This is a genomic window from Pseudaquabacterium pictum, assembly GCF_005403045.1.
Lineage (GTDB): Bacteria > Pseudomonadota > Gammaproteobacteria > Burkholderiales > Burkholderiaceae_C > Pseudaquabacterium > Pseudaquabacterium pictum.
Window position 1 is genome coordinate 94,799 of the sequence record NZ_BJCL01000005.1, and the last position, 21,418, is coordinate 116,216.

Genomic DNA, 21,418 nt, shown 5'->3' on the forward strand with positions numbered 1-21,418 from the left:
CCCCCTCGGGCGGCGCGCGATGATGGCACCGGCTCCGGGCCGATTCAACCAGCAGCATCCAGCCCCATGCCGCTGAACGCCGTTCAACTTGGGGATGGTGCGGTGCAGCACAGCCGTGCCAAGCCGCCGCTGCAGGGCCTGGCCGCGGTGGCCGGGCCGGACACCCGCCTACTGCTGCTGGGCAGCTTTCCCGGCGTGGCTTCGCTGGCGGCGCAGCAGTACTACGGCCACCCGCGCAACCAGTTCTGGCCGCTGCTGTCGGCCATCTGGAACCTGGACCTGGTGGCGCTGCCCTATGCCGCACGGTTGGCAGCGATGCAAGACCGGGGGCTGGGCCTGTGGGATGTCCACGCCAGCTGCCACCGGCAGGGCAGCCTGGACAGTGCCATCCGCGGTGCTGTCCCGAATGACCTGCCTGGCCTGGCCGCGCGCCTGCCGAAGCTGCAGGCCATCGCCCACAACGGCGGCGAATCGGCGCGGGCGATGCGGGTGACGGCGGCGCTGGGCCTGCCGGTGCACCGGCTGCCGTCGAGCAGCCCGGCCAATGCCAGCTGGTCGTTCGAGCGCAAGCGGGCGTCCTGGGCCGCGGTGTTCCACCAGCACGGGCTGGCATGATGACCAAGAAGACACAGACCCACCTGGCCGGCGCCACCATCAGCGAGTTCGATGGGGTGCGCTACCTGCACCTGGGCACCGATTGGGTGCAGGGTGCGATGCGCATCCGCAGCCCGCGCAAGCTGGAGCTGGAGTACATCCAGCGCATGATGGCCTGGCTGCTGTGGCGGCCCAGCGATCAGCTGGGCCAGGGCCATGCGGTGCAGCTGGGCCTGGGCGCCGGCGCCATCACCCGCTTCAGCCACCAGGTGCTGCGCTGGCGCACCACCGCGGTGGAGATCAACCCCAGCGTGGTGGCCGCCAACCGGCTGTGGTTCCAGTTGCCGGCCGACGATGACCGTCTGCAGGTGGTCGAGGCCGACGCCGCCCGCTGGGTGCTGGACGATGCCCACCTGCAGACGGTGGACGCCCTCTGTGTCGACCTCTACGACCACGAGGCCGCCGCACCGGTGCTGGACGACGAGGACTTCTACCGCGCCTGCCGCGGCCTGCTGGCGCCGGGCGGGCTGATGGCGGTGAACCTGTTCGGCCGCGACAGCAGCTTCGACCGCAGCGCGGCCCGGGTGGCCGCCGCCTTCGGCGCCGACCAGCTCTGGCAGCTGGCGCCGACGGCCGAGGGCAACACCATCCTGGTGGCCGGCCGCGACGTCGCGGTGCCCGACCGCGAGACATTGACAGCCCGGGCGGCGGTGATCGAGGCGCGCTACGGCTTGAAGGCCGGAAAGTGGCTGCGATTGTTGCGGCCGTATCAGGCGCATGGGGCTTGATGGCGGTATGGGGCTCGTTGCGGTCTGAGGTTCTGCGCGATCGCGCCGGGCCGGGAGGGCCTGCTTTGCTCCATGTCCCCCGTCCTACACGCCGCAAGCGGCGCATAGGACTCCGCCTTCACTTCCGCAAAGCAGGCCCTCCCGGCCCGGCGCTCAGGCACCACTGTGACCTTCGCCGCGCGCGGAGACGGTGGCTGGACGAGGGCGTCGGGTATCTGGCCGACGTAAGTATTGGGAGGAGGGCCGGAGGCCCGGGGGACATGGAGTCGGCCAGGTACCCGGCGGCCTCGGCCTCGCGCCAAACAAGGCATGGCCGCTACGAGCCCACACGCGTCACTCCCCCGAGACCTTCCCCCGCAGCGCCTTCACCTGCCCGCGCTGCACCTTGCCCTCGACCCGCCGCCGTTGCGATCCCCGGGTGGGCTTCGTGGCGCGCCGGGTCTTGGCCACATGGGCCGCATCGGCGATCAGCGCGGCCAGCCGTGCCAGCGCATCGGCCTTGTTGCGCTCCAGGCTGCGGTGGTCCTGGGCCTTGATGACCACCACGCCATCGCTGCTGATGCGCTGGTCGCCCAGGGCCAGCAGGCGTGCCTTCAGCGCGTCGGGCAGGCTGCTGGCATGGATGTCGTAGCGCAGGTGCACCGCGTTGCTCACCTTGTTGATGTTCTGCCCGCCCGCGCCCTGGGCGCGGATGGCGTTGAACTGGCACTCGTCCTCGCGCGGGTGGCCTGACGGGGCTGGCATCATCGACGCCTGGTGGCGTGTTGACAGGGACAGGAGCGGCGCATGTTCGGTGTGATGGACTACGGGGCCTTCGTGGTGGCGGTGATTGTGTTCCTGGCCATCCCCGGGCCGGGCAACCTGGCGCTGGTCACGTCCACCGGCAAGGGCGGGCTGACCGGCGGGCTGGCGGCCACGCTGGGCGTGATCGCCGGCGACCAGGTGCTGATCTGGCTGGCCGTGGCCGGCATGGCGGCGCTGCTGTCGACCTCGCCGTTGCTGTTCTCGTCGGTGCAGTGGCTGGGCGCGGCCTACCTGGCCTGGCTGGGCTGGATGATGATCACCGCCAAGCCGGGCGACAAGCCGGTGCTGCAGATCCGCGCCGGCCAGTACTTCCGCCAGGCGCTGATGATCACCCTGCTCAACCCCAAGGCCATCGTGTTCTACATGGCCTTCTTTCCGCTGTTCGTCGACCCGGCGCGCCACCAGGGCCTGCTCACCTTCGGTGTGATGGCGGCCACGGTGGCGGTGCTCACCTTCCTGTACGGCGCGCTGGCGGTGGGCCTGACGCTGCACTTTGCCGAACGGCTGCGCGCCAACCCGGTCGCCACCCGCTGGCTGAACCGGCTGGCCGGCACGCTGCTGGTGGGCTTCGGCATCAAGCTGGCACTGTCACGCTAACCTGCACAGGGGGTGGACCCGCTGGGCCGCCGCCGGCTTTCGTGTCAGCATGCGGGCGGAGGTGAGCGATGCAGAACCTGATCTACCTGATCATCATGGCGCTGGCCGGTGGCGCCGGCTGGTATGCCGGCAGCTGGAAGGGGCGTGACGCGGTGGAGGCCGTGGCCAAGGCCAAGGTCGTGGCCGAGGAAGCGGTGGCCGCGCGCGACAAGATCGAGCGTGACCTGAAGGCCAGCCAGGCCGACCTGGTGGCCAAGTTCGAGCAGGCCCAGCAGGCCCGCGATGCCAACCATGCCAAGGTGACCGACGAGCTGAAGACCGCGCTGGCCAACAGCGACAAGACCGTGGCCGATCTCAAGCGCACACGCGACGGCAAGCAGACGCAGATCCGCCAGAACACCGCGCTGATCGACAACCCCGCCACCAGCGCCGCCGAGCGTGACCGCCTGCTGGCCGAGAACAGGCGGCTCAGCGACGAGGTCGCCCGCCAGCAGGCCCAGATCGCCGGCTTCGAATGCGCCAAGGTGCCGGTGCCCGACAAGCTGCTGTCGCCGCTGCAACGGAGCTGACGCCATGGCCCGCCGCACCATCCCGTTCCTCACCGTCCCGTCCGCCCTGCTGGCCCTGCTGGCCCTGCTGCTGGCCGGCTGCGCCCCCACCGTGCCGGTGGTGGTGGCGCCGGTGCAGTGCCCCGACGCCGACGCCGTGCTCACCCAGCGCTGCAGCGCGCCGCAGGCCATACCCGACGGCGCCACCTACGGCGCCGTGCTCGAGCTGCACCAGGCCGACCGCAAGGCCCTGCGGGATTGCGCCGAGCGGCATGCCGCGCTGGTGCAGTCGGCACTGAACTGCCGCAAGGCGGTGCAGGACTACAACGCCTCGCTGGACGAGGTGAACCGCCGCATCGCCAACAAGCCTTGAGCGCGGTGCCGGCCGGCGCCGCCGGCAGGGCATAGGATCGGGCGTCTCTCCAACGCCCACGGATCCCATGGCCACCAGCCTGCTTGTCCTGCTCGACGACATCGCCAGCGTGCTGGACGACGTGGCCACCATGACCAAGGTGGCCGCCAAGAAGACCGCCGGCGTGCTGGGCGACGACCTGGCGCTCAATGCCCAGCAGGTGGCCGGCGTGCAGGCCGACCGCGAGCTGCCGGTGGTGTGGGCGGTGGCCCGCGGCTCGGCCATCAACAAGGTGATCCTGGTGCCGGCGGCGCTGCTGATCGCCACGCTGGCGCCCTGGCTGATCACGCCGCTGCTGATGCTGGGCGGTGCCTACCTGTGCTTCGAGGGCGTGGAGAAGCTGGCGCACAAGTACCTGCACAACCCGGCCGACGATGCCGCCGAGCGCGCCGCGTTGAAGCAGGCGCTTGCTGACCCGACGCTGGACCTGGTGGCGCTGGAGAAGGACAAGATCAAGGGCGCGGTGCGCACCGATTTCATCCTGTCGGCCGAGATCGTGGTGATCTCGCTGGGCACGGTGGCCGATGCGCCGCTGGCCCAGCAGGCCGCGGTGCTGGCCGGCATCGCGCTGGTGATGACGGTGGGCGTCTACGGCCTGGTGGCCGGCATCGTCAAGCTCGACGATGCCGGACTGTGGCTCACCCGCCAGGCCAGCGCGGCGCAGCAGGCGCTGGGCCGCGGCCTGCTGGCCTTTGCGCCCTGGCTGATGAAGGCGCTCAGCGTGGTCGGCACGCTGGCGATGTTCCTGGTCGGCGGCGGCATCCTCACCCACGGCCTGCCGTGGCTGCACCATGCCATCGAGGGCCTCACCGCCGGCGCCGGCGCGGTGGCCGGCTTCCTGGTGCCGCTGCTGGCCGATGCGCTGGTGGGCGTGGCGGCCGGCATCGTGGTGCTGGCCGCGGTGATGGCGGTGCAGCGGATGCGTGGCGCGGCGCCGGCGCACTGATGCGGCGCGGTCAGCGCGCTGCGGCCACCGCCTGGCCCAGTTCGATCACCGCCAGCGCGTAGTAGCTGCTCCAGTTGTAGCGGGTGACGGCATAGAAGTTCTGCGTGCCGGCCACATGGCTGGGTGCGGCGTCGCCGTTCTGCAGCTCCACCAGCGCCATCGGGCCAGGGTGGGCGGCACCGGCGGCGTCCAGCACCGCACCGCGCTCGGCCATTTGCGCCGCGGTGAAGCTGGGCAGGATGTCGGGCGCCAGCAGGGCGGCGCGGTCGGCGGTGTCGACCGGCGGCTTCACCGCGTGGTGCGTGGGCATGCCGCGCTGCCAGCCGTGCTCGGCCAGGTAGTGGGCCACGCTGCCGATCACGTCGGCCGGGTTGTTGGCCATGTCGATGTGGCCATCGCCATCGAAGTCGACCGAGAACCGGTTGATGCTGCCGGGCATGAACTGCCCCAGGCCGATGGCACCGGCGAACGAGCCCTTGATCGACGTGGGCGCGACCTGCTCGGTGTGCGCCAGCCGCAGGAACTGGCCCAGCTCGTCGCGGAAGAAGTCGCTGCGGTCCTTGCGGCCCTTGGGGAAGTCCAGGCTCAGCGTGGCCAGTGCATCCAGCACCCGGAAGTTGCCGGTGACGCGGCCATAGAAGGTCTCCACGCCGATGATGCCCACCACGATGTCGGCCGGCACGCCGTAGCGCTCGGCCGCGGCATCCAGCCAGCGCTGGTGCGTGGCCCAGAAGGCCACGCCGGCGCGCACCCGCTCGGGCTCGATGAAGCGGGCGCGGTAGGCCGCCCAGTTCTTGGCCGTGCCGGCCGGCGGCGGCATGATCAGCCGCGCCACCGCCGGCTGGTAGCGGGCCTGGGCCAGCTGGGCACGCACCCAGTCGGGCGCCAGTCCATGCTGCTGGGCCAGCTGGTCGGCCAGGGCCATGGCATCGTCGCGCCGGCCGTAGGTGACGGCATCGGGCGCGTTGTCCGACTGGATCTTGGGGCTGGAGACGCGGCGCTGCGCCGCCTTGGACGGCTTGGCGGCTGGCGTGGCCTTGGCGGCCTTGGCCGGCCGGGCCTCGCCCCGCACCGCCGGCGAGCTGACGGCCTGGGCCGCCACCGGTGCCGCCGGCATGGCCCCCAGCGTCAGCGCCAGGCTGGCGATGGCCACGGCCCGGGTGGTGGAGCGGCGGGCGGTGGCGGCAGGCGGGACGGCGGGCATGGGCCGGATTATCCGGCGGCCGACCCGCGCAACCGGGCGGCTTCGGCCGACACCCGGGCCCACCAGCGCCGGTCGGGCAGCTGCGCCTGGGCACCGGGGGCATAGCGCCAGCGGTCCAGCGCGTCCAGCGTCTGCGCCAGGGCTTCGCCGCCCGGGCCGTGGCGGTCGCGCACCATGGCGGCCAGGGTGCGCGGCGGGTGGTGCGGCTGGGCATCGACGCCGATGCCACGCAGCCGCGCCGCCAGCAGGCCCTGCAGCCGCTGCCAGGGATCCTGCCGGCGGCGGTCGATCCAGGCCCACACCGCGCCGGCGCTGGCCGCCAGCGACAGCACGATCACCAGCGCCCGCGCCACATCGGCCCAGTCGGGCTGGCGCACGCCCAGCTTGGCCAGCAGGTCGAACTGCCGGGTGCGCGAGTAGCCCATCACCCACTGGTTCCAGCGGCTGTCCAGCAGCTCCCAGGCGCGGCGCAGCTGCGTGGCCAGCGCCGGGTTCATGCTTTGCAGCGCGCCGGCCACCAGTCCCGGCTGCGGCGGCAGCTGGCGGCTGGCGCGCACCCGCTCCGGCGCGACGGCGGCGGTGGGGTCGGCCCGCTGCCAGCCGGCGCCGGGCAGCCAGTACTCGGCCCAGGCATGGGCATGGCTCTGCCGTACCACCCGGAAGCCGTCCGCATCGGGCGGCTCGGCGCCCTGGTAGCCGGTGACCACCCGCGCCGGCACGCCCAGCGCCCGCATCACCACCACGAAGGCGGTGGCGAAGTGCTCGCAGAAGCCTTCGCGGCGGTCCAGCCAGAACTCGTCGATGGCATCGCGGCCGTAGAGGCCCGGCTGCAGCGTGTACACATAGTTGGCCTGGCGGATGTGGGCCAGCACCGCCGCGGCCAGGGTGCGGGCGTCGACATCGCCCAGCTGCGTCCGCAGCTGCCGCGCCCAGGCCACGGTGCGCGGGTTGAAGCCGTCGGGCAGGTCGCGCAGCGCGGCCAGTTCATGCGGCGGCAGCTGCTGGCCATGGCTGAAGTAGGGCCAGGCGCGGGTGCGCAGGCGCAGGCGTTCACCCACCAGCCGGTCGGTGTGCCACAGCAGGTCGGCGCCCTGCCACAGCACCCAGTCGGGCAGCTGCTGCTGCATGCCGGCATCTGGCGGTGTGGCCTCCAGCAAGGGCAGCAGCGGCAGGCGGATCGGCTCGAGCATCAGCTCGTAGTCGACCGGGTTGCCGGCAGGGCGCAGGTCCGGCGGCCGCTGCAGGTTGCGGCGGGCTGCGAAGATCGACGGCTGCCATTCGGTGCCGTCGAAGCGCGACAGCACCGGGCCGCGGAAATACAGCGCCTCGTTCGGCGGCTCGGCACCGCTGAAGCGGATGCGGAAGGCGATGGTCTCGTCGTTGGCCAGGTCGGCCACACCGCCCAGGCGCAGCGTGCCCGACAGGCCGGTGCGGCCACCGGCATCCTGCGGCAGGCCCCACAGCGGGCCGAAGCGCGGGAACAGCACGAACAGCGCCACCATCAGGGGCAGGCCCAGCAGCGCCGAGCGTGCCGCCACCGCGGCGGCACGCCACAGCGGCGGCTTGCCCACCGGCATGTGGGCCAGCACCAGGGCGGTGAGCAGGCCCCAGGTGGCCACCCCCATGTGCAGCGCGGTCAGCAGCGATTGCGAGTACAGGCAGTGTGTCAGCACCAGGAAGAAGCCGAGGAAGAAGATCACCATCGCGTCGCGGCGGGCGCGCAGCTCCAGTGTCTTCAGCGCCATCAGCACCACCAGCAGGGTGACGCCGGCCTCCTTGCCCAGCAGGGTGCGCTCGGTCCAGGCCGTCAGACCGATGGCCAGCGCCAGCACCGCGGCCACCTTCCAGCGGCTGGGCAACTGGCCGCTGGACAGCGCCAGCTGGGCCCGCCATCCCAGCACCACCACCGTCAGTGCGCCGCACCAGGGCGCCAGGTGCAGCAGGTGGGGCAGCACCGTCCAGCCGATCAGCACCAGCTGGAACAGGGTGTCGCGGGTCTCGCGCGGCCACTGGCGCCAGGTGCCCAGGCGGGCACGCAAGGCTTGGCGGGGCAGGGGGGTGGCGCTGTCGGCCATGGTCAGCCCCGCGCTGGCGACCACAGCGCCAGCGCCTCCAGCGCGCTGCGCCGCTGGCCCTCGCCGCTGGCCTGCGGCAGCTCCTGCCCGGGCAGGCGCAGCCCGAAGCCCAGGCCGCTGCGCTCGGCCGCCAGCACCCAGGCCGCCAGGCGCGACAGCCGCGCCTCGGCATCCAGTGCGCCAGTGGCGGCGTAGTCCAGCACCAGGGCCTGGGCGGCACTGGCGCTGGTGTCACGGCTGACCAGCTCGCCGGTGCGGGCCACCTTCTTCCACACCACCTGGCGCAGCGGGTCACCGCGGCGGTAGGCGCGCACGCCTTCAAATTCGCCGCCGGTGCCGCTGCGGGCCTGCAGCTCATGGCCGCCGCTGGGCTGGCCGGGCGGCAGCGGCTGGGCCGGTGTCTCGGGCGCCGGGTAGACCAGGGCGGTGGCCGCCGGCCGCCACACCGTCCAGGCGCGGAACAGGCCCAGCGGGAACTGCGTCTCCACCCGCAGCGTGGGCAGCGGGTGCCGGCCGCGCCGCGCCGGCGTGAAGCGCAGCCGCATCAGCGTGCTGCCCTGGGCCGGCACATCGCAGTGGGCGATGCCGGCCTGGCGGTCGCCGTACAGGCCCAGGCCGACGGCATGGCGCTCGCCGCCGGGGTTGTCCAGCACCACCTCCAGCGTCGCCGGCTCGCCGGCGAAGACCGGCGGTGGCGGCTTCACTCGCAGCTGCAGCCGGCGCAGGTTGCCGTGGGTCTGGTGCATGGCGGCCAGCGCCGCGCCGCCGAGCAGGAAGGTCAGCGCATAGCCCAGGTTGAGCTGGTAGTTCACCGAGGCCAGCAGCATCACCAGCAGGGTGATGCAGAAGCCCCAGCCGGCCTTGGTGGGCAGGATGTAGAGGTTGCGCTGGGTCAGCACCCAGCTGTCGCTGCGCGGCAGCCGGTTCTCGAACCAGCGCCGGACACGGCCGCGGATCACGGGATGCCGACAGCTTCGATCATGGCCCGCACCTGCTCCACCCGGCCGCGGCCGGCGCTGCCCACCGGCACCAGGCGGTGCGCGGCGGTCTGCGGCAGGATGGCCTGGATGTCGTCGGGCGCCACGTAGTCGCGCTGGGCCAGCAGGGCGCGGGCGCGGGCGGCGCGCAGGATGGCGATGCCGGCGCGCGGGCTCAGGCCCTCGGCAAACCACTGGCCTGACCGTGTGGCGGCGATCAGCGCCTGCAGGTAGTCCAGCAACGCGTCCGACGCATGCACCTGCTGCACCGCCGACTGCGCCAGCACCAACTCGGCCGGCGTCATCACCGCGCCCAGGCTGGCCACCAGGTGGCGGCGGTCCACGCCGGCCAGCAGCGCCCGCTCGCTGGCCCGGTCGGGGTAGCCCAGGGTGATGCACATCAGGAAGCGGTCGAGCTGGCTTTCCGGCAGCGGATAGGTGCCGAGCTGGTCGCTGGGGTTCTGGGTGGCGATCACGAAGAACGGCTTGGGCAGCGGCCGGGTCTCGTTCTCCACCGTCACCTGCTGCTCTTCCATCGCCTCCAGCAGCGCGCTCTGGGTCTTGGGGCCGGCGCGGTTGATCTCGTCGGCCAGCAGCACCTGGGTGAACACCGGGCCGGGGTGGAAGCTGAAGGCTTCCTTGCTGCGCTCGAACACGCTGACGCCGATCAGGTCGGACGGCATCAGGTCGGCGGTGAACTGCACGCGGGAGAACTTCAGCCCCAGCGAGACCGCCAGCGCATGCGCCAACGTGGTCTTGCCCACGCCTGGCAGGTCTTCGATCAGCAGGTGGCCACCGGCCAGCAGGCAGGCGATGCAGTCGGTGATCTGCGGCTCTTTGCCGACGATGACCGTGCTAATCTGACTTGTGAGCCGCGCCAGGCGCTGCGCAAGGTTGGAATCAGCCATCGGCGGCACCATACCGGAAATCATTTCGAGACAACGATGTCCACTGCTTACTACAGCCACGCCGAGTGCCGTTTGCACGACATGGGCGATGGCCACCCCGAGTGCCCGCAGCGGCTGGACGCCATCGCCGACCAGCTGCTGTCCTCGGGGCTGTCGATCGCGCTGGACCAGCGCGAGGCGCCGCTGGCCACGCTGGAGCAGGTGGAGCGCGCCCACTCGGTCAACTACGTCACCCAGCTGCGTGAATTCATGGAGCAGGTGCAGGCCAGCGGCGAACCGCGCCACCTGGATCCGGACACCGTCGTCGGCCCCGGCACCTGGCGCGCCGCGCTGCGCTCGGCCGGCGCGGCCGTGGCGGCCACCGAGGCGGTGGTGCGCGGCGAGGTGGAGAACGCCTTCTGCGCCATCCGCCCGCCCGGCCACCATGCCACGCGCAGCGAGACCATGGGCTTCTGCTTCTTCAACAACGTGGCCATCGCCGCCCGCCATGCGCTGGACGTGCTGGGCCTGGAACGCGTGGCGATCATCGATTTCGACGTGCACCACGGCAACGGCACCGAGGACATCATTGCCGGCGACGAGCGGGTGCTGATGGCCAGCTTCTTCCAGCACCCGCTGTACCCGGGCAGCGGCGCCGTGCCCATGGGCACCAACATGGTCAATGTGCCGGTGCCGCCGTACACCCGCGGCATGGCGGTGCGCGAGCTGATCGACGTGATGTGGATGCCGCGGCTGGAGGAGTTTGCGCCGCAGATGCTGTTCATCAGCGCCGGCTTCGACGCCCACCGCGAGGATGACCTCGGCCAGCTGGGCCTGGTGGAGGCCGACTACGAGTGGATCACCCGCCGGCTGAAGGACGTGGCCGACCGCCATTGCAACGGCCGCATCGTCTCCTGCCTGGAGGGCGGCTATGCGCTGAGCGCGCTGGGCCGCAGTGTCGTGGCGCATGTGCGGGTCCTGGCCGATGTCTAGCCCCCTGCCGATGGAGTGCGCCGCGGCATGAACGGCGTCGACTCCTTCCCTGAACTCATCACCGCCCTGACCCGACCGACCGCCCTGCTGGAGCTGGGGCTGTTGGTGGGGTGTCTGGGCGTGGCCTGGGCCATCTGTGCGCTGCTGCGGCCGAAGGACGCCCCGCCCGACCCGGATGGCGTCGACACCGCGCAGGCCGCCCAGGGCGGCATCTGGTTCGGCCGCCGCGGCTTCGACGGTGCGCTGTTCCCAGTGCTGGCGCTGGCGCTGGCGGTGGCCGCGCGGGTGCTGATGCGCGACCACATCCCGGTGGCGGTGTTCAAGGTGGCGGTGCCGGTGCTGCTGAGCCTGGCGCTGATCCGCGTCTCGGTGCGGGTGCTGCATGCGGCGTTTCCGGCGTCGGCCGTGGTGCGGGCCTTCGAGCGCACGCTGAGCTGGGGCGTGTGGATCGCCGCGGTGCTGTGGACCACCGGCCTGCTGCCGGTGCTGCTGACCGAGATGGAGGCCATCAGCTGGAAGATCGGCGGTGCGCCGGTGTCGCTGCGCAGCCTGATCGAGGGCGGGCTCAGCGCGGTGGCGGTGCTGCTGGTGATGCTGTGGCTGTCGGCCACCATCGAGCAGCGCCTGCTGCGCGCCAGCAGCATGCACCTGAGCGTGCGCAAGATTGCCGCCAACGCCACCCGGGCCATCCTGCTGCTGGTGGGCCTGCTGATCGCGCTGTCGGCCGCCGGCATTCCGCTGGGCGCGCTGGGGGTGATGGGCGGCGCGGTGGGCGTGGGCATCGGCCTGGGTCTGCAGCGGCTGGCGGCCAACTATGTGTCGGGCTTCGTGATCCTGGCCGAGCGCAGCCTGCGCATCGGCGACACGGTGCGGGTGGATGGCTTCGAGGGCCGCATCAGCGACATCACCACCCGCTACACCCTGATCCGGGCGGCCAACGGGCGCGAGTCCATCGTGCCCAACGAGATGCTGATCACCCAGCGGGTGGAGAACTTCTCCTATGCCGATCCGAACGTGGCCATCAGCACCCTGGTGCAGGTGGCCTATGGCACCGATGTGCCGGCGCTCACGCCGAAGCTGCAGGCGGCCATGGTCACCGTGCCGCGGGTGCTGAAGGTGCCGGCGCCGGCCGTGCAGCTGAGCAACTTCGCTGCCGACGGGCTGGAGCTGACCCTGGTGTTCTGGATCGGCGACCTCGAGAACGGCCAGGGCAATGTGCGCAGCGAGGTCAACCTGGCGGTGCTGAACCTGCTGCAGGCCGAGGGCATCGAGATCCCGTTCCCGCAGCGGGTGGTGCGCGGCCTGCCACCGGCCGGCCCCGCCGCGGCGGCCGAGGCGGCTGGCTGAGCCTGCCTCAGGCCGCCACCGGCAGCAGCGGAATCCGGCCTGCCGCGCTGCGGCGGGCCAGCAGGTCGAACCAGTCGACCAGCGGCGACGGTTGCCGCTGCAGGCTGGCCAGCGCCGAGCCCACCAGATCACGCAGCGCCGGCAGGCCATGTGCGGTGTAGGCCGCCAGCAGCGCATCGCCGGCATCGGCCAGGCTGCCGATGTCGTGGCGGCTGTCAAAGTCGTAGGCGATGGGCTTGAGCCGGCCGGTCTCGGTCACGACCAGCGGGTTCACCAGGTCGGACAGGCGGCGCGGGGCGTCACCGTCGGCGCAGCGGGCCAGCAGCGCGGCATAGGCCTCCCGCTGCTGCCACAGCCGCTGCGCCGGTGCCAGGTCGCACTGCACCAGCACGTCGGGCGCCAGTTCCTGCTGCAGGGCCAGCATCACCAGGTACAGCCGCTGCAAGTCGACCGGGCTGCAGAAGCGGTTGCTCTCCAGCTGCTGGGCGCGGCCGGCGGCGGCCACCGGCCGCACCTGCAGGGCGCGTGCGCCGCGGGCCACCAGATGCTCGGCCAATTCAGGCAGGTCGGGCAGGGCCTCGCGGGTGACCGACACCGCTGCCGCCACCGGCCGGCCACGGTCGGCCTGGCGGGCCAGGGCGTCGCTCGCGCGGGCGAAGGCATCGCTGCGGCCACGCAGCCGGTTGTGCACTGGGGCCAGGCCATCGAAGCTGATGGCGATGCCGTCCAGACGGTCGAGCACCGCGTCATGCCGCGGGCCGTGTCGGCCGTCGGCCAGCAGGCCGTTGCTGATCAGGGTGACGCGCAGGCCGGCATCCTGGCTGGCGGCCACCAGCTCACCCAGCTGCGGGTGCACCAGGGGCTCGCCGCCCGACAGGCTGACCTGGTCGTAGCCCTGGGCACGCAGCCAGGGCAGGGCGGCGCGCCACGTCGCCGCGTCCAGCCCGGGCCCCTGCTGCGGCGACGAGCTGGAATAGCAGTGCGCGCAGGCCAGGTTGCAGGTCAGCGTGGGGTGCAAGTGCACCACCCGCCCGGGCAGGAAGCCCGAGCGGGTGGGCTGCACCGGCTCAGAAGCCGGCGCCACGGGCCACCTGGTTGATGACCTTGCCCTGCAGCTCGTCGACCTCGAAGCCGACGCGCACATGCCAGCGGTCCCAGTCGATGATGCCGTAGGGGAACACCTCCAGCCCGGCCACGCCGCGCTTGCGGAACATGTCCAGGTCGGGCGTCTTGTCGGTGAAGTAGTCGATGCAGATGCCCACCGCGCAGGGGTTCCAGCGGTGCATCACCAGGCCGTCGATCAGCAGCCGATCGGTCAGCCGGGTGATGGCGGCATCGGTCAGCTTGTAGCTGGCCAGGCGGGTCGACAGACGCTTGGCCAGATCCTTGGCCGGGGGGTTGGCAGTTGCCATGGTGCGCTCTCCTTCGGGTTGCAGGGTGCAGGCCCTGCACCGGCCCGGTTGGGCGGCACAAAGCCTGGCTGCAGCTTAGGGAGCGCACCCGCGGTGGCCATCCACCGCGCGGGCGAGGGAACGGCGCGCCGGTCCCTCTTCAAGCGGAGGTTCAGCCCGCCACCACCGGGATGCCGGCGATCTTCGCCTTCCATTCCTTCGGGCCGGTGTCGTGCACGCTGGTGCCCTGGCTGTCCACCGCCACGGTGACCGGCATGTCCTTCACGTCGAACTCGTAGATGGCCTCCATGCCCAGGTCGGCAAAGCCCAGCACCTTGGCGCCCTTGATGGCCTTGGCCACCAGGTAGGCCGCGCCGCCCACGGCCATCAGGTAGGCGCTCTGGTGCTTGCGGATGGCCTCGATGGCCACCGGGCCACGCTCGCTCTTGCCGATCATCGCGATCAGCCCGGTCTTCGCCAGCATCATCTCGGTGAACTTGTCCATGCGGGTGGCGGTGGTGGGGCCGGCCGGGCCCACCACCTCGTCGCGCACCGGATCGACCGGGCCGACGTAGTAGATGACGCGGTTGGTGAAGTCCACCGGCAGCGGCTCGCCCTTGGCCAGCATGTCCTGGATGCGCTTGTGCGCGGCATCGCGCCCGGTCAGCATCTTGCCGCTGAGCAGCAGGGTGTCGCCCGGCTTCCAGCTGGCCACCTCGGCAGGGGTCAGGGTGTTCAGGTCGACCTGGCGGCTCTTGTTGTAGTCGGGTGCCCAGGTCACGTCGGGCCACAGGTCCAGGCTGGGCGGGTCGAGGTAGACCGGGCCGCTGCCGTCCAGCACGAAGTGGGCATGGCGGGTGGCCGCGCAGTTGGGGATCATCGCCACTGGCAGGCTGGCGGCGTGGGTGGGGTAGGTCTTGATCTTGACGTCCAGCACCGTGGTCAGGCCGCCCAGGCCCTGCGCGCCGATGCCCAGCGCGTTGACCTTCTCGTACAGCTCGATGCGCAGTTCTTCCAGCTTGTTCGACGGGCCGCGCGCCAGCAGCTCGTACATGTCGATGTCGTCCATCAGCGCTTCCTTGGCCAGCAGCACGGCCTTCTCGGCGGTGCCGCCCACGCCGATGCCCAGCATGCCCGGCGGGCACCAGCCGGCGCCCATCGTCGGCACCGTCTTGAGCACCCAGTCGACGATGCTGTCGCTGGGGTTGAGCATCTGCATCTTGCTCTTGTTCTCGCTGCCGCCGCCCTTGGCGGCCACGGTCACGTCCACCGTGTTGCCCGGAACCACCGTCATGTGGATGACGGCCGGCGTGTTGTCCTTGGTGTTCTTGCGGGCGAAGATCGGATCGTCCAGCACGCTGGCGCGCAGCACGTTGTCGGGGTTCAGGTAGCCCTGGCGCACGCCCTGGTTCACCACATCCTCGATGCTGCCGTTGAAGCCCTCCCAGCGCACGTCCATGCCGATCTTCAGGAACACGTTGATGATGCCGGTGTCCTGGCAGATCGGCCGGTGGCCGGTGGCGCACATCTTGGAGTTGGTCAGGATCTGAGCGATCGCATCCTTGGCCGCCGGGCTCTGCTCACGCGCGTAGGCCCGTGCCAGGTGGGCGATGAAATCGGCCGGGTGGTAGTAGCTGATGTACTGCAGCGCGGCGGCCACGCTCTCGATCAGGTCGGCTTGGCGGATGGTGGTGGTGTTGAGGCTCATGGCAGAGAGCGCCGGCGTGGCGCCGTGGTCAACAAGGGAACTTTGCAGTGTAGAACGCACACCCAGGCGGTGGCCTGACATGTCCGACCGGGCTTCTACACTGGCGCGCGCCGCAGCCCGCGCTCTCAGAACACGAACAACACCGCCTGCATGAGCCCGCTCGCCCTCGTCGTCCTGCTGCCGCTGCTGCTGGGCACCACGCTGTGCTGGGCCGCGGGCCGCGCCGGCACGCCGGCCGCGCGGCGCGCCACGGCCTGGCTGGCGGCCGCCGTCACCGGCGCGGCGCTGGCGCTGCTGCTCGGCCAGGCCGGCGCGGTGTTCGGCGGCCAGGTGCTGCTGGCGCAGGCCGAGTGGCTGCCAGCCCTGGGCCTGAACCTGGGCCTGCGGCTGGACGGCCTGGCGCTGATGTTCGCGCTGCTGATCACCGGCATCGGTCTGCTGATCATCCTGTATGCCGCCTGGTACCTGCATGACGATGATCCGGCGGGCAAGTTCTACAGCCTGCTGATGCTGTTCATGGCAGCGATGCTGGGCATTGCGCTGTCGGACAACCTGTTGCTGCTGGTGGTGTTCTGGGAGCTGACCAGCATCTCGTCCTTCCTGCTGGTGGGCTACTGGGGCCACAAGGCCGAAGCCCGCGCCGGCGCCCGCATGGCGCTGGCCGTCACCGGCGGCGGCGGCCTGGTCATGCTGGCTGGCGTGCTGGTGCTGGGCCACATCGGCGGCAGCTACGAGCTGTCGGTGCTGCTGCAGCGTGGCGCCCAGGTGCAGGCCCATGCGCTGTACCCGGTGGCGCTGGGCCTGATCCTGGTGGGCTGCTTCACCAAGAGCGCGCAGTGGCCGTTCCACTTCTGGCTGCCCGAGGCCATGGCCGCGCCCACGCCGGTGTCGGCCTACCTGCACTCGGCCACCATGGTCAAGGCCGGCATCTTCCTGCTGCTGCGGCTGTACCCGGTGCTGGGCGGCACCGCGCTGTTCGAGGGCGTGGTGGCCACCGTGGGCCTGGCCACCATGGTGTTTGGCGCCTATGTGGCGGTGTTCAAGCACGACCTGAAGGGCCTGCTGGCCTATTCCACCATCAGCCACCTGGGGCTGATCGTGTTCCTGATCGGGCTGGACACCCCGCTGGCCGAGGTGGCGGCGGTGTTCCACATCCTCAACCACGCCACCTTCAAGGCCGCGCTGTTCATGACGGCCGGCATCATCGACCACGAGACCGGCACGCGGGACATGCGCCGCCTGGGCGGCCTGCTGAAGTTCATGCCCTGGACGGCCACGCTGGCGATGGTGGCGGCGGCGTCCATGGCCGGCGTGCCGCTGTTCAACGGCTTCCTGTCCAAGGAGATGTTCTTCACCGAGGCGGTGGCGGGCCAGGCCAATTTCGCCTTCGGCCTGCTGGTGCCGGTGGCCGCCACGCTGGGCGGCATCTTCTCGATGGCCTATTCGCTGCGCTTCATCCACGACGTGTTCTTCAACGGTCCGCCGGTCAACCTGCCCAAGCCGCATCCGCATGAGCCGCCCTGGATGATGAAGGCGCCGGTGGGCCTGCTGGTGGTGCTGTGCCTGGTGGTGGGCCTGCTGCCGGCGGCCACCTACGGGCCGATGGTGCACCTGGCCGCCACTGCAGTCCTTGGCACGGCGCCGCCGGCCTACACCCTGGCCATCTGGCACGGCTTCAACCTGCCGCTGGGCATGAGCGCGGTGGCCCTGGTGGGCGGCGTGGCGATGTACTGGGCGCTGCAGCGCCGCTTCCACCTGCACCTGCACCACCCGCGCGGGTTCACCGGCCGGCTGCTGTTCACCCGGGCGATCGACGGCCTGTTCAGCCTGGCAGGGCGTCTCACGGCCCGGCTGGAGATCCAGTCGCTGCAGCGCCATCTGGCCTGGACGCTGGGCTTCGCGCTGCTGCTGGCCATCTGGGCCTTCACCACCGGGCAAGACAGCGCGCCGGCCACCGGCACCCGCCCGCTGTTGCCGGCCACGCTGCCGGCGGTGGCGGCCTGGTTGCTGCTGCTGGCCGCCGGCGGCGCGCTGGTGCTGGGCCACCACCAGCGGCTGCGGGCGGTGGTGCTGGTGGGGGTGGTCGGCCTGGTCACCTCGCTGGCCTTCGTCGGCCTGTCGGCGCCCGATCTGGCGCTGACCCAGCTGTCGGTGGAGGTGGTGTCCACCGTGCTGCTGCTGATGGGCCTGGCCCTGCTGCCGCCGACCACACCGCGGGAATCGAGCGCGCTGCGCCGCTGGCGCGATGCCACGCTGGCCATCGGTGGCGGCGCCGGCATGGCCTGGCTGAGCTGGCTGCTGATGACCCGCGGCCATGATTCGATCAGCTGGTTCTTCCTCGACAAGTCGGTCTCCGAGGGCGGCGGCACCAACACCGTCAACGTGATCCTGGTCGACTTCCGTGGCTACGACACCTTCGGCGAGATCACCGTGCTGGGCATCGCCGCGCTGGGCGTGCTGGCGCTGATGGACCGCTGGCGGGTGCGCCGGCCCACGGCCGACGCCGACGGCCGGCCCTGGGGCTTTGCCCCGCCGCCGCTGCTGCTGCAGACCGCCGCCCGCCTGGTGCTGCCGCTGGCCATCGTGGTCAGCCTCTACATCTTCTGGCGCGGCCACAACCTGCCGGGCGGTGGCTTCATCGCCGGGCTGCTGACGGCGGTGGCGCTGGTGCTGCAGTTCATGGCCATGGGCCAGCAGCGGGCCGAGGCCCTGCTGCACGCGGCCGGCGGCCAGCGCTTCGTGCAGGCCGTGGGCATCGGGCTGGGCATCGCCTGGCTGACCGGCATCGGCGCCTTCGTCTTCGGCCGACCGTTCCTCACCAGCGCCTTCGGCCACCCGGTGGTGCCACTGCTGGGCGAACTGCCGCTGGCCACCGCGGCGCTGTTCGACCTGGGGGTCTACATCACCGTGGTGGCGTCGACGCTGCTCACGCTGTCGGTGCTGGGCGCCGCCAGCAAGGAAGGGCAGCGACCATGATCTCGATGGAATTCCTCTTCGCCACCGGCATCGGCTTCGTCACCGCCTGCGGCATCTGGCTGCTGCTGCACGGGCGCAGCTTTCCGGTGGTGCTGGGCTTGGGCCTGCTGGGCTATGCGGTCAACGTGTTCATCTTCGTGATGGGCCGGCTGTGGCAGAACGCGCCGCCCATCCTGGGCCAGGACGGGCGCGCCATCGCCGACCCGCTGCCCCAGGCCCTGGTGCTGACCGCCATCGTGATCGGCTTCGCCACCACCGGCTTCGTGATCGAGCTGGCGCTGCGCAGCCGGGCCGAGAACGGCAGTGACCACGTGGACGGGCGCGAGCCCGGCCACCCGTCTCGTTCTGATGGGCGCGAGCCCGGCCAGCCGCCGGAGGCGCCCAAGTGACCGGGCTCGCCCAGCACCTGCCCGTGCTGCCGGTGCTGCTGCCGGCCGCCACCGCCATGCTGCTCTTGCTGCTGGGCGATGGCGGTGGTGGCAGCGGCGTGGGTGGCCATGGCCACCGCCGTCTGCTGTGGGCGCGCCGGCTGGCCCTGCTGTCCACAGCCCTGGGCCTGGGCCTGGCCGTGCTGCTGCTGCGCCAGGCCGACACCGGCGCGCTGGCGGTCTACCGGCTGGGCGACTGGCCGGCGCCGTTCGGCATCGTGCTGGTGGTCGACCGGCTGTCGGCGCTGATGCTGGTGCTGACCAGCGTGGTGGCGCTGCCGGTCCTGGTCTATGCCAGCGGCGGCTGGGACCAGCACGGCCGCTACTTCCATGCGCTGTTCCAGTTCCAGCTGATGGGCCTGAACGGTGCCTTCGTCACCGGCGATCTGTTCAACCTGTTCGTGTTCTTCGAGGTGCTGCTGATCGCCAGCTATGTGCTGATGCTGCACGGCGGCGGTGCCGAGCGGCTGCGCACCGGCCTGCACTACGTGGTGCTGAACCTCTGTGCGTCGGCGCTGTTCCTGATCGGCGTGGCCATGGTCTACGCCCTGACCGGCACGCTGAACTTCGCCGATCTGGCGCTGCGGGTGCCGCAGGTGCTGGGGCCCGATGCCGCCATCCTGAAGGCTGCGGCGCTGCTGCTGCTGGTGGTGTTCGGCTTCAAGGCGGCGCTGGCGCCGCTGTCGCTGTGGCTGCCGGCCACCTATGCCGCGGCCAGCCCGCCGGTGGCCGCGCTGTTCGCGATCATGACCAAGGTCGGCGTCTACGCCATCCTGCGGGTGCACGGCGTGGTGTTCGGTGATTTCACGCCGGCCGGGCCGGGCGATTCGGCCGCCCTGGTGGCCCAGCCGGTGCTGCTGCCGCTGGCGCTGGCCGGCAGCGTGGTGGCGGTGCTGGGTGCGCTGGCGTCGCACACCTTGCCGCGGCTGGTGGCCTGGCTGACGGTGGCCTCGGTGGGCACCATCCTGGCGGCGCTGGGGCTGCATGGCGTGGCCGCGTGGTCGGCCGGCCTGTTCTACCTGCTCAACAGCACGCTGGTGGTGGCCGGGCTGTTCCTGCTGGCCGAGCTGGTGGCGGCGCAGCGGGGCGAAGCCGGTGGCCGGCTGGAGCCGGCGTCTGCGGTGGCACAGCCGGTGCTGCTGGGCGGGTTGCTGCTGCTGGCAGCAGCCAGCGCGGCCGGCCTGCCTCCGCTGCCGGGCTTCATCGGCAAGGTGATGCTGCTGCAGGCGGCCTGGGGGCAGGGCGCCGCGGTGGCGCTGTGGGTGGTGGTGCTGGGCGTGGGCTTCCTCACGCTGCTGGGCCTGGCGCGGGCCGGCAGCGTGCTGTTCTGGCATGTGCGGCCCGACCTGCCGGCCACCACCGCCGGCGGCAGCCCGCGCATGGTGGGGGCCACGGTGGCGCTGGTGGCCGCCAGCGTGCTGCTGAGCCTGGCCGCCGCGCCGGTCACCCGCTACACCGATGCCACTGCGCGGCAGCTGACCGACCGCGCGGCGTATGCCCGCGCGGTGCTGCCCGAGCTGGGCGGCGAGCGGGCGGTGACGGTGCGGCCCTACACCGGTGAGCGACCGTCCGCCGCAATACCGCCTGCTGCGGGAGCCAGCCGATGAAGCCGACCGGCGTCTGGCCCCGTCCGCTGCTGTCGGCCCTGGTGGCGGCCAGCTGGCTGCTGCTCAATCAGAGCCTGTCGCCGCCGCAGCTGATCACCGCCGCGCTGCTGGCCTGGGGCCTGCCGCGGCTGCTGCACGGCTTCCTCGGCCCGGCGGCGCAGGTGCACGCCTGGGGCACCGTGCTGCGGCTGATCGGCCTGGTGCTGTGGGACATCCTGGTCTCCAACATCGCCGTGGCGAAGCTGGTGCTGCTGCCCGGCGCCCGGCCGCAGCCGCTGTGGGTGCCGGTGCCGCTGGACATCCAGCACCCGGTGGCGGTGTCGCTGTTTGCCACCATCATCACCACCACGCCGGGCACGGTGTCCTGTGTGGTCGACCTGGCCGGCCGGCAGATCCTGGTGCATGCGCTCGATGGTGCCGATCCGGCCGCCATGGCGCAGCAGATGAAGCAACGCTACGAACAGCCGCTGCGGGAGATCTTCGAACCATGATCCTCGGATACGCCCTCGACCTGGCCACCGGTGCGGTGGCCCTGGCCATGCTGCTGTGTGGCTGGCGCCTGCTGGCCGGGCCGTCCCTGCCGGACCGGCTGCTGGCGCTGGACACCCTGGCCATCAATGCGGTGGCGCTGGTGGTGCTGCTGGGCCTGCGCTGGCAGACCGGCCTGCTGTTCGAGGCGGCGCTGATCATCGCGATGCTGGGTTTCGTGTCCACCGTGGCGGTGGCGCGCTTCGTCACCCGTGGCGACGTGGTGGAGTGATGGCGATGCACGACCTGCCCTTGTGGCTGGAAATCGGGCTGTCGATGCTGCTGCTGGTGGGCGGTCTGTTTGCGCTGGTGGGATCGGTGGGGCTGCTGCGCTTCCCGGATTTCTTCATGCGCCTGCATGCGCCCACCAAGGCCACCACGCTGGGCGTGGGTGGCCTGCTGCTGGCCAGCATGGTGGCGGCCTGGTGGCGCGGTCAGACCGGCGCGCCCGAACTGATGATCACGCTGTTCCTGTTCGTCACCGCGCCGGTGTCGGCCAGCCTGATGGCCAAGGCCGCCATCCATCTGGGCCTGGCCTCGCGGGCCGGTGCCGCGCCGGTGGATGCCGACCCGGCGCCGCCGCCGCGCTGACCGACCGGCTGCATCCG

At 71.6% G+C, this 21,418-nt stretch carries 22 protein-coding genes; 14 read left to right on the forward strand and 8 right to left on the reverse strand.

The features are described from left to right. The first annotated feature begins 66 nt into the window (after window positions 1-66). Both FFT10_RS11655 and FFT10_RS11660 read left to right on the forward strand, forming a co-directional pair. Complete coding sequence (locus FFT10_RS11655) at window positions 67-615, forward strand: DNA-deoxyinosine glycosylase (RefSeq protein WP_137732995.1); 549 nt, start codon at window positions 67-69, stop codon at window positions 613-615. Next, entirely contained in the window at window positions 615-1,382 is a 768-nt protein-coding gene (locus tag FFT10_RS11660) for a class I SAM-dependent methyltransferase (protein ID WP_162854856.1), read from the forward strand. Before FFT10_RS11655 ends, FFT10_RS11660 begins: the two co-directional genes overlap by 1 nt. A gap of 333 nt (window positions 1,383-1,715) precedes the next feature. Here the strand turns inward: FFT10_RS11660 and arfB are convergent, their stop codons facing one another. Beyond that, the gene (gene arfB / locus FFT10_RS11665) at window positions 1,716-2,126 is read right to left on the reverse strand and encodes an alternative ribosome rescue aminoacyl-tRNA hydrolase ArfB (protein ID WP_137732997.1); all 411 of its coding nucleotides are present in this window, start codon (window positions 2,124-2,126) and stop codon (window positions 1,716-1,718) included. 42 nt (window positions 2,127-2,168) lie between these two features. Here arfB and FFT10_RS11670 point away from each other — a divergent pair, with 42 nt between their 5' ends. The 4 genes from FFT10_RS11670 (at window position 2,169) to FFT10_RS11685 (ending at window position 4,689) form a co-directional block, all read left to right on the forward strand. Continuing rightward, window positions 2,169-2,783, forward strand: coding sequence for a LysE family transporter (locus tag FFT10_RS11670; RefSeq protein ID WP_137732998.1), 615 nt, complete (start codon window positions 2,169-2,171; stop codon window positions 2,781-2,783). 68 nt (window positions 2,784-2,851) lie between these two features. Continuing rightward, on the forward strand, window positions 2,852-3,352 hold the full coding sequence (locus FFT10_RS11675; RefSeq protein ID WP_137732999.1) for a hypothetical protein: 501 nt from the start codon (window positions 2,852-2,854) through the stop codon (window positions 3,350-3,352). A 4-nt stretch (window positions 3,353-3,356) separates the two neighbouring features. Beyond that, on the forward strand, window positions 3,357-3,704 hold the full coding sequence (gene lysC, locus FFT10_RS11680) for an Rz1-like lysis system protein LysC (protein WP_137733000.1): 348 nt from the start codon (window positions 3,357-3,359) through the stop codon (window positions 3,702-3,704). Between the two features lie 67 nt (window positions 3,705-3,771). Continuing rightward, window positions 3,772-4,689, forward strand: a complete 918-nt coding sequence (locus FFT10_RS11685) for a DUF808 domain-containing protein (protein WP_137733001.1) — start codon at window positions 3,772-3,774, stop codon at window positions 4,687-4,689. A gap of 10 nt (window positions 4,690-4,699) precedes the next feature. Here FFT10_RS11685 and mltB read toward each other — a convergent pair whose 3' ends face one another. Genes mltB through FFT10_RS11705 form a run of 4 tightly spaced genes read right to left on the reverse strand, consistent with a single transcriptional unit; the run spans window position 4,700 to window position 9,865 of the window. Beyond that, window positions 4,700-5,893: a lytic murein transglycosylase B gene (gene mltB, locus FFT10_RS11690; protein ID WP_137733002.1), complete on the reverse strand. Its 1,194-nt coding sequence runs from the start codon at window positions 5,891-5,893 to the stop codon at window positions 4,700-4,702. Window positions 5,894-5,901: 8 nt separating this feature from the next. Beyond that, window positions 5,902-7,968 (reverse strand): transglutaminase TgpA family protein, encoded by a 2,067-nt coding sequence (locus FFT10_RS11695; RefSeq protein WP_137733003.1) that lies wholly within the window; start codon window positions 7,966-7,968, stop codon window positions 5,902-5,904. A 2-nt stretch (window positions 7,969-7,970) separates the two neighbouring features. After that, on the reverse strand, window positions 7,971-8,927 hold the full coding sequence (locus FFT10_RS11700; RefSeq protein WP_137733004.1) for a DUF58 domain-containing protein: 957 nt from the start codon (window positions 8,925-8,927) through the stop codon (window positions 7,971-7,973). Beyond that, on the reverse strand, window positions 8,924-9,865 hold the full coding sequence (locus tag FFT10_RS11705; protein ID WP_137733005.1) for an AAA family ATPase: 942 nt from the start codon (window positions 9,863-9,865) through the stop codon (window positions 8,924-8,926). Before FFT10_RS11705 ends, FFT10_RS11700 begins: the two co-directional genes overlap by 4 nt. 24 nt (window positions 9,866-9,889) lie before the next feature. On the opposite strand from FFT10_RS11705, the gene FFT10_RS11710 reads away from it, so the two are divergent. Both FFT10_RS11710 and FFT10_RS11715 read left to right on the forward strand, forming a co-directional pair. Continuing rightward, window positions 9,890-10,825, forward strand: coding sequence for a histone deacetylase family protein (locus FFT10_RS11710; protein WP_137733006.1), 936 nt, complete (start codon window positions 9,890-9,892; stop codon window positions 10,823-10,825). Between the two features lie 27 nt (window positions 10,826-10,852). Next, entirely contained in the window at window positions 10,853-12,172 is a 1,320-nt protein-coding gene (locus FFT10_RS11715) for a mechanosensitive ion channel family protein (RefSeq protein WP_137733007.1), read from the forward strand. A gap of 7 nt (window positions 12,173-12,179) precedes the next feature. On the opposite strand, the gene FFT10_RS11720 is transcribed toward FFT10_RS11715, so the two are convergent. From FFT10_RS11720 to FFT10_RS11730, 3 genes are all read right to left on the reverse strand, one after another. Further along, on the reverse strand, window positions 12,180-13,256 hold the full coding sequence (locus tag FFT10_RS11720) for a radical SAM protein (protein WP_162520778.1): 1,077 nt from the start codon (window positions 13,254-13,256) through the stop codon (window positions 12,180-12,182). Further along, window positions 13,240-13,584: a hypothetical protein gene (locus FFT10_RS11725; RefSeq protein WP_137733009.1), complete on the reverse strand. Its 345-nt coding sequence runs from the start codon at window positions 13,582-13,584 to the stop codon at window positions 13,240-13,242. Before FFT10_RS11725 ends, FFT10_RS11720 begins: the two co-directional genes overlap by 17 nt. Before the next feature lie 151 nt (window positions 13,585-13,735). Next, on the reverse strand, window positions 13,736-15,271 hold the full coding sequence (locus FFT10_RS11730; RefSeq protein WP_137733010.1) for a fumarate hydratase: 1,536 nt from the start codon (window positions 15,269-15,271) through the stop codon (window positions 13,736-13,738). A 150-nt stretch (window positions 15,272-15,421) separates the two neighbouring features. Here FFT10_RS11730 and FFT10_RS11735 point away from each other — a divergent pair, with 150 nt between their 5' ends. From FFT10_RS11735 to FFT10_RS11760, 6 genes are read left to right on the forward strand one after another with little or no spacing between them, the layout of a single operon-like run. Next, the gene (locus FFT10_RS11735; protein ID WP_137733011.1) at window positions 15,422-18,247 is read left to right on the forward strand and encodes a monovalent cation/H+ antiporter subunit A; all 2,826 of its coding nucleotides are present in this window, start codon (window positions 15,422-15,424) and stop codon (window positions 18,245-18,247) included. Between the two features lie 5 nt (window positions 18,248-18,252). Further along, a complete protein-coding gene (locus tag FFT10_RS11740; protein ID WP_228027088.1) occupies window positions 18,253-18,636 on the forward strand; it encodes a Na+/H+ antiporter subunit C in 384 nt (127 codons plus the stop codon). After that, window positions 18,633-20,282, forward strand: coding sequence for a monovalent cation/H+ antiporter subunit D (locus tag FFT10_RS11745; RefSeq protein WP_137733013.1), 1,650 nt, complete (start codon window positions 18,633-18,635; stop codon window positions 20,280-20,282). Before FFT10_RS11740 ends, FFT10_RS11745 begins: the two co-directional genes overlap by 4 nt. Beyond that, window positions 20,279-20,773: a Na+/H+ antiporter subunit E gene (locus FFT10_RS11750; protein ID WP_137733014.1), complete on the forward strand. Its 495-nt coding sequence runs from the start codon at window positions 20,279-20,281 to the stop codon at window positions 20,771-20,773. Before FFT10_RS11745 ends, FFT10_RS11750 begins: the two co-directional genes overlap by 4 nt. Then, window positions 20,770-21,042, forward strand: coding sequence for a K+/H+ antiporter subunit F (locus FFT10_RS11755; protein WP_137733015.1), 273 nt, complete (start codon window positions 20,770-20,772; stop codon window positions 21,040-21,042). Before FFT10_RS11750 ends, FFT10_RS11755 begins: the two co-directional genes overlap by 4 nt. A gap of 5 nt (window positions 21,043-21,047) precedes the next feature. Further along, window positions 21,048-21,401, forward strand: a complete 354-nt coding sequence (locus FFT10_RS11760; RefSeq protein ID WP_174246098.1) for a Na+/H+ antiporter subunit G — start codon at window positions 21,048-21,050, stop codon at window positions 21,399-21,401. Window positions 21,402-21,418: the final 17 nt, after the last annotated feature.

What these genes read in the sequence shown, in the direction of transcription:
- FFT10_RS11715 (WP_137733007.1), top strand. Translation starts at nt 10,853, where the DNA reads ATGAACGGCGTCGACTCCTTCCCTGAACTCATCACCGCCCTGACCCGA.
- FFT10_RS11730 (WP_137733010.1), bottom strand. Translation starts at nt 15,271, where the DNA reads ATGAGCCTCAACACCACCACCATCCGCCAAGCCGACCTGATCGAGAGC.
- FFT10_RS11670 (WP_137732998.1), top strand. Translation starts at nt 2,169, where the DNA reads ATGTTCGGTGTGATGGACTACGGGGCCTTCGTGGTGGCGGTGATTGTG.
- FFT10_RS11740 (WP_228027088.1), top strand. Translation starts at nt 18,253, where the DNA reads ATGGAATTCCTCTTCGCCACCGGCATCGGCTTCGTCACCGCCTGCGGC.
- lysC (WP_137733000.1), top strand. Translation starts at nt 3,357, where the DNA reads ATGGCCCGCCGCACCATCCCGTTCCTCACCGTCCCGTCCGCCCTGCTG.
- FFT10_RS11725 (WP_137733009.1), bottom strand. Translation starts at nt 13,584, where the DNA reads ATGGCAACTGCCAACCCCCCGGCCAAGGATCTGGCCAAGCGTCTGTCG.
- FFT10_RS11750 (WP_137733014.1), top strand. Translation starts at nt 20,279, where the DNA reads ATGAAGCCGACCGGCGTCTGGCCCCGTCCGCTGCTGTCGGCCCTGGTG.
- FFT10_RS11755 (WP_137733015.1), top strand. Translation starts at nt 20,770, where the DNA reads ATGATCCTCGGATACGCCCTCGACCTGGCCACCGGTGCGGTGGCCCTG.
- FFT10_RS11685 (WP_137733001.1), top strand. Translation starts at nt 3,772, where the DNA reads ATGGCCACCAGCCTGCTTGTCCTGCTCGACGACATCGCCAGCGTGCTG.
- FFT10_RS11760 (WP_174246098.1), top strand. Translation starts at nt 21,048, where the DNA reads ATGCACGACCTGCCCTTGTGGCTGGAAATCGGGCTGTCGATGCTGCTG.
- FFT10_RS11695 (WP_137733003.1), bottom strand. Translation starts at nt 7,968, where the DNA reads ATGGCCGACAGCGCCACCCCCCTGCCCCGCCAAGCCTTGCGTGCCCGC.
- mltB (WP_137733002.1), bottom strand. Translation starts at nt 5,893, where the DNA reads ATGCCCGCCGTCCCGCCTGCCGCCACCGCCCGCCGCTCCACCACCCGG.
- FFT10_RS11735 (WP_137733011.1), top strand. Translation starts at nt 15,422, where the DNA reads ATGAGCCCGCTCGCCCTCGTCGTCCTGCTGCCGCTGCTGCTGGGCACC.
- FFT10_RS11660 (WP_162854856.1), top strand. Translation starts at nt 615, where the DNA reads ATGACCAAGAAGACACAGACCCACCTGGCCGGCGCCACCATCAGCGAG.
- FFT10_RS11655 (WP_137732995.1), top strand. Translation starts at nt 67, where the DNA reads ATGCCGCTGAACGCCGTTCAACTTGGGGATGGTGCGGTGCAGCACAGC.
- FFT10_RS11675 (WP_137732999.1), top strand. Translation starts at nt 2,852, where the DNA reads ATGCAGAACCTGATCTACCTGATCATCATGGCGCTGGCCGGTGGCGCC.
- arfB (WP_137732997.1), bottom strand. Translation starts at nt 2,126, where the DNA reads ATGCCAGCCCCGTCAGGCCACCCGCGCGAGGACGAGTGCCAGTTCAAC.
- FFT10_RS11710 (WP_137733006.1), top strand. Translation starts at nt 9,890, where the DNA reads ATGTCCACTGCTTACTACAGCCACGCCGAGTGCCGTTTGCACGACATG.
- FFT10_RS11705 (WP_137733005.1), bottom strand. Translation starts at nt 9,865, where the DNA reads ATGGTGCCGCCGATGGCTGATTCCAACCTTGCGCAGCGCCTGGCGCGG.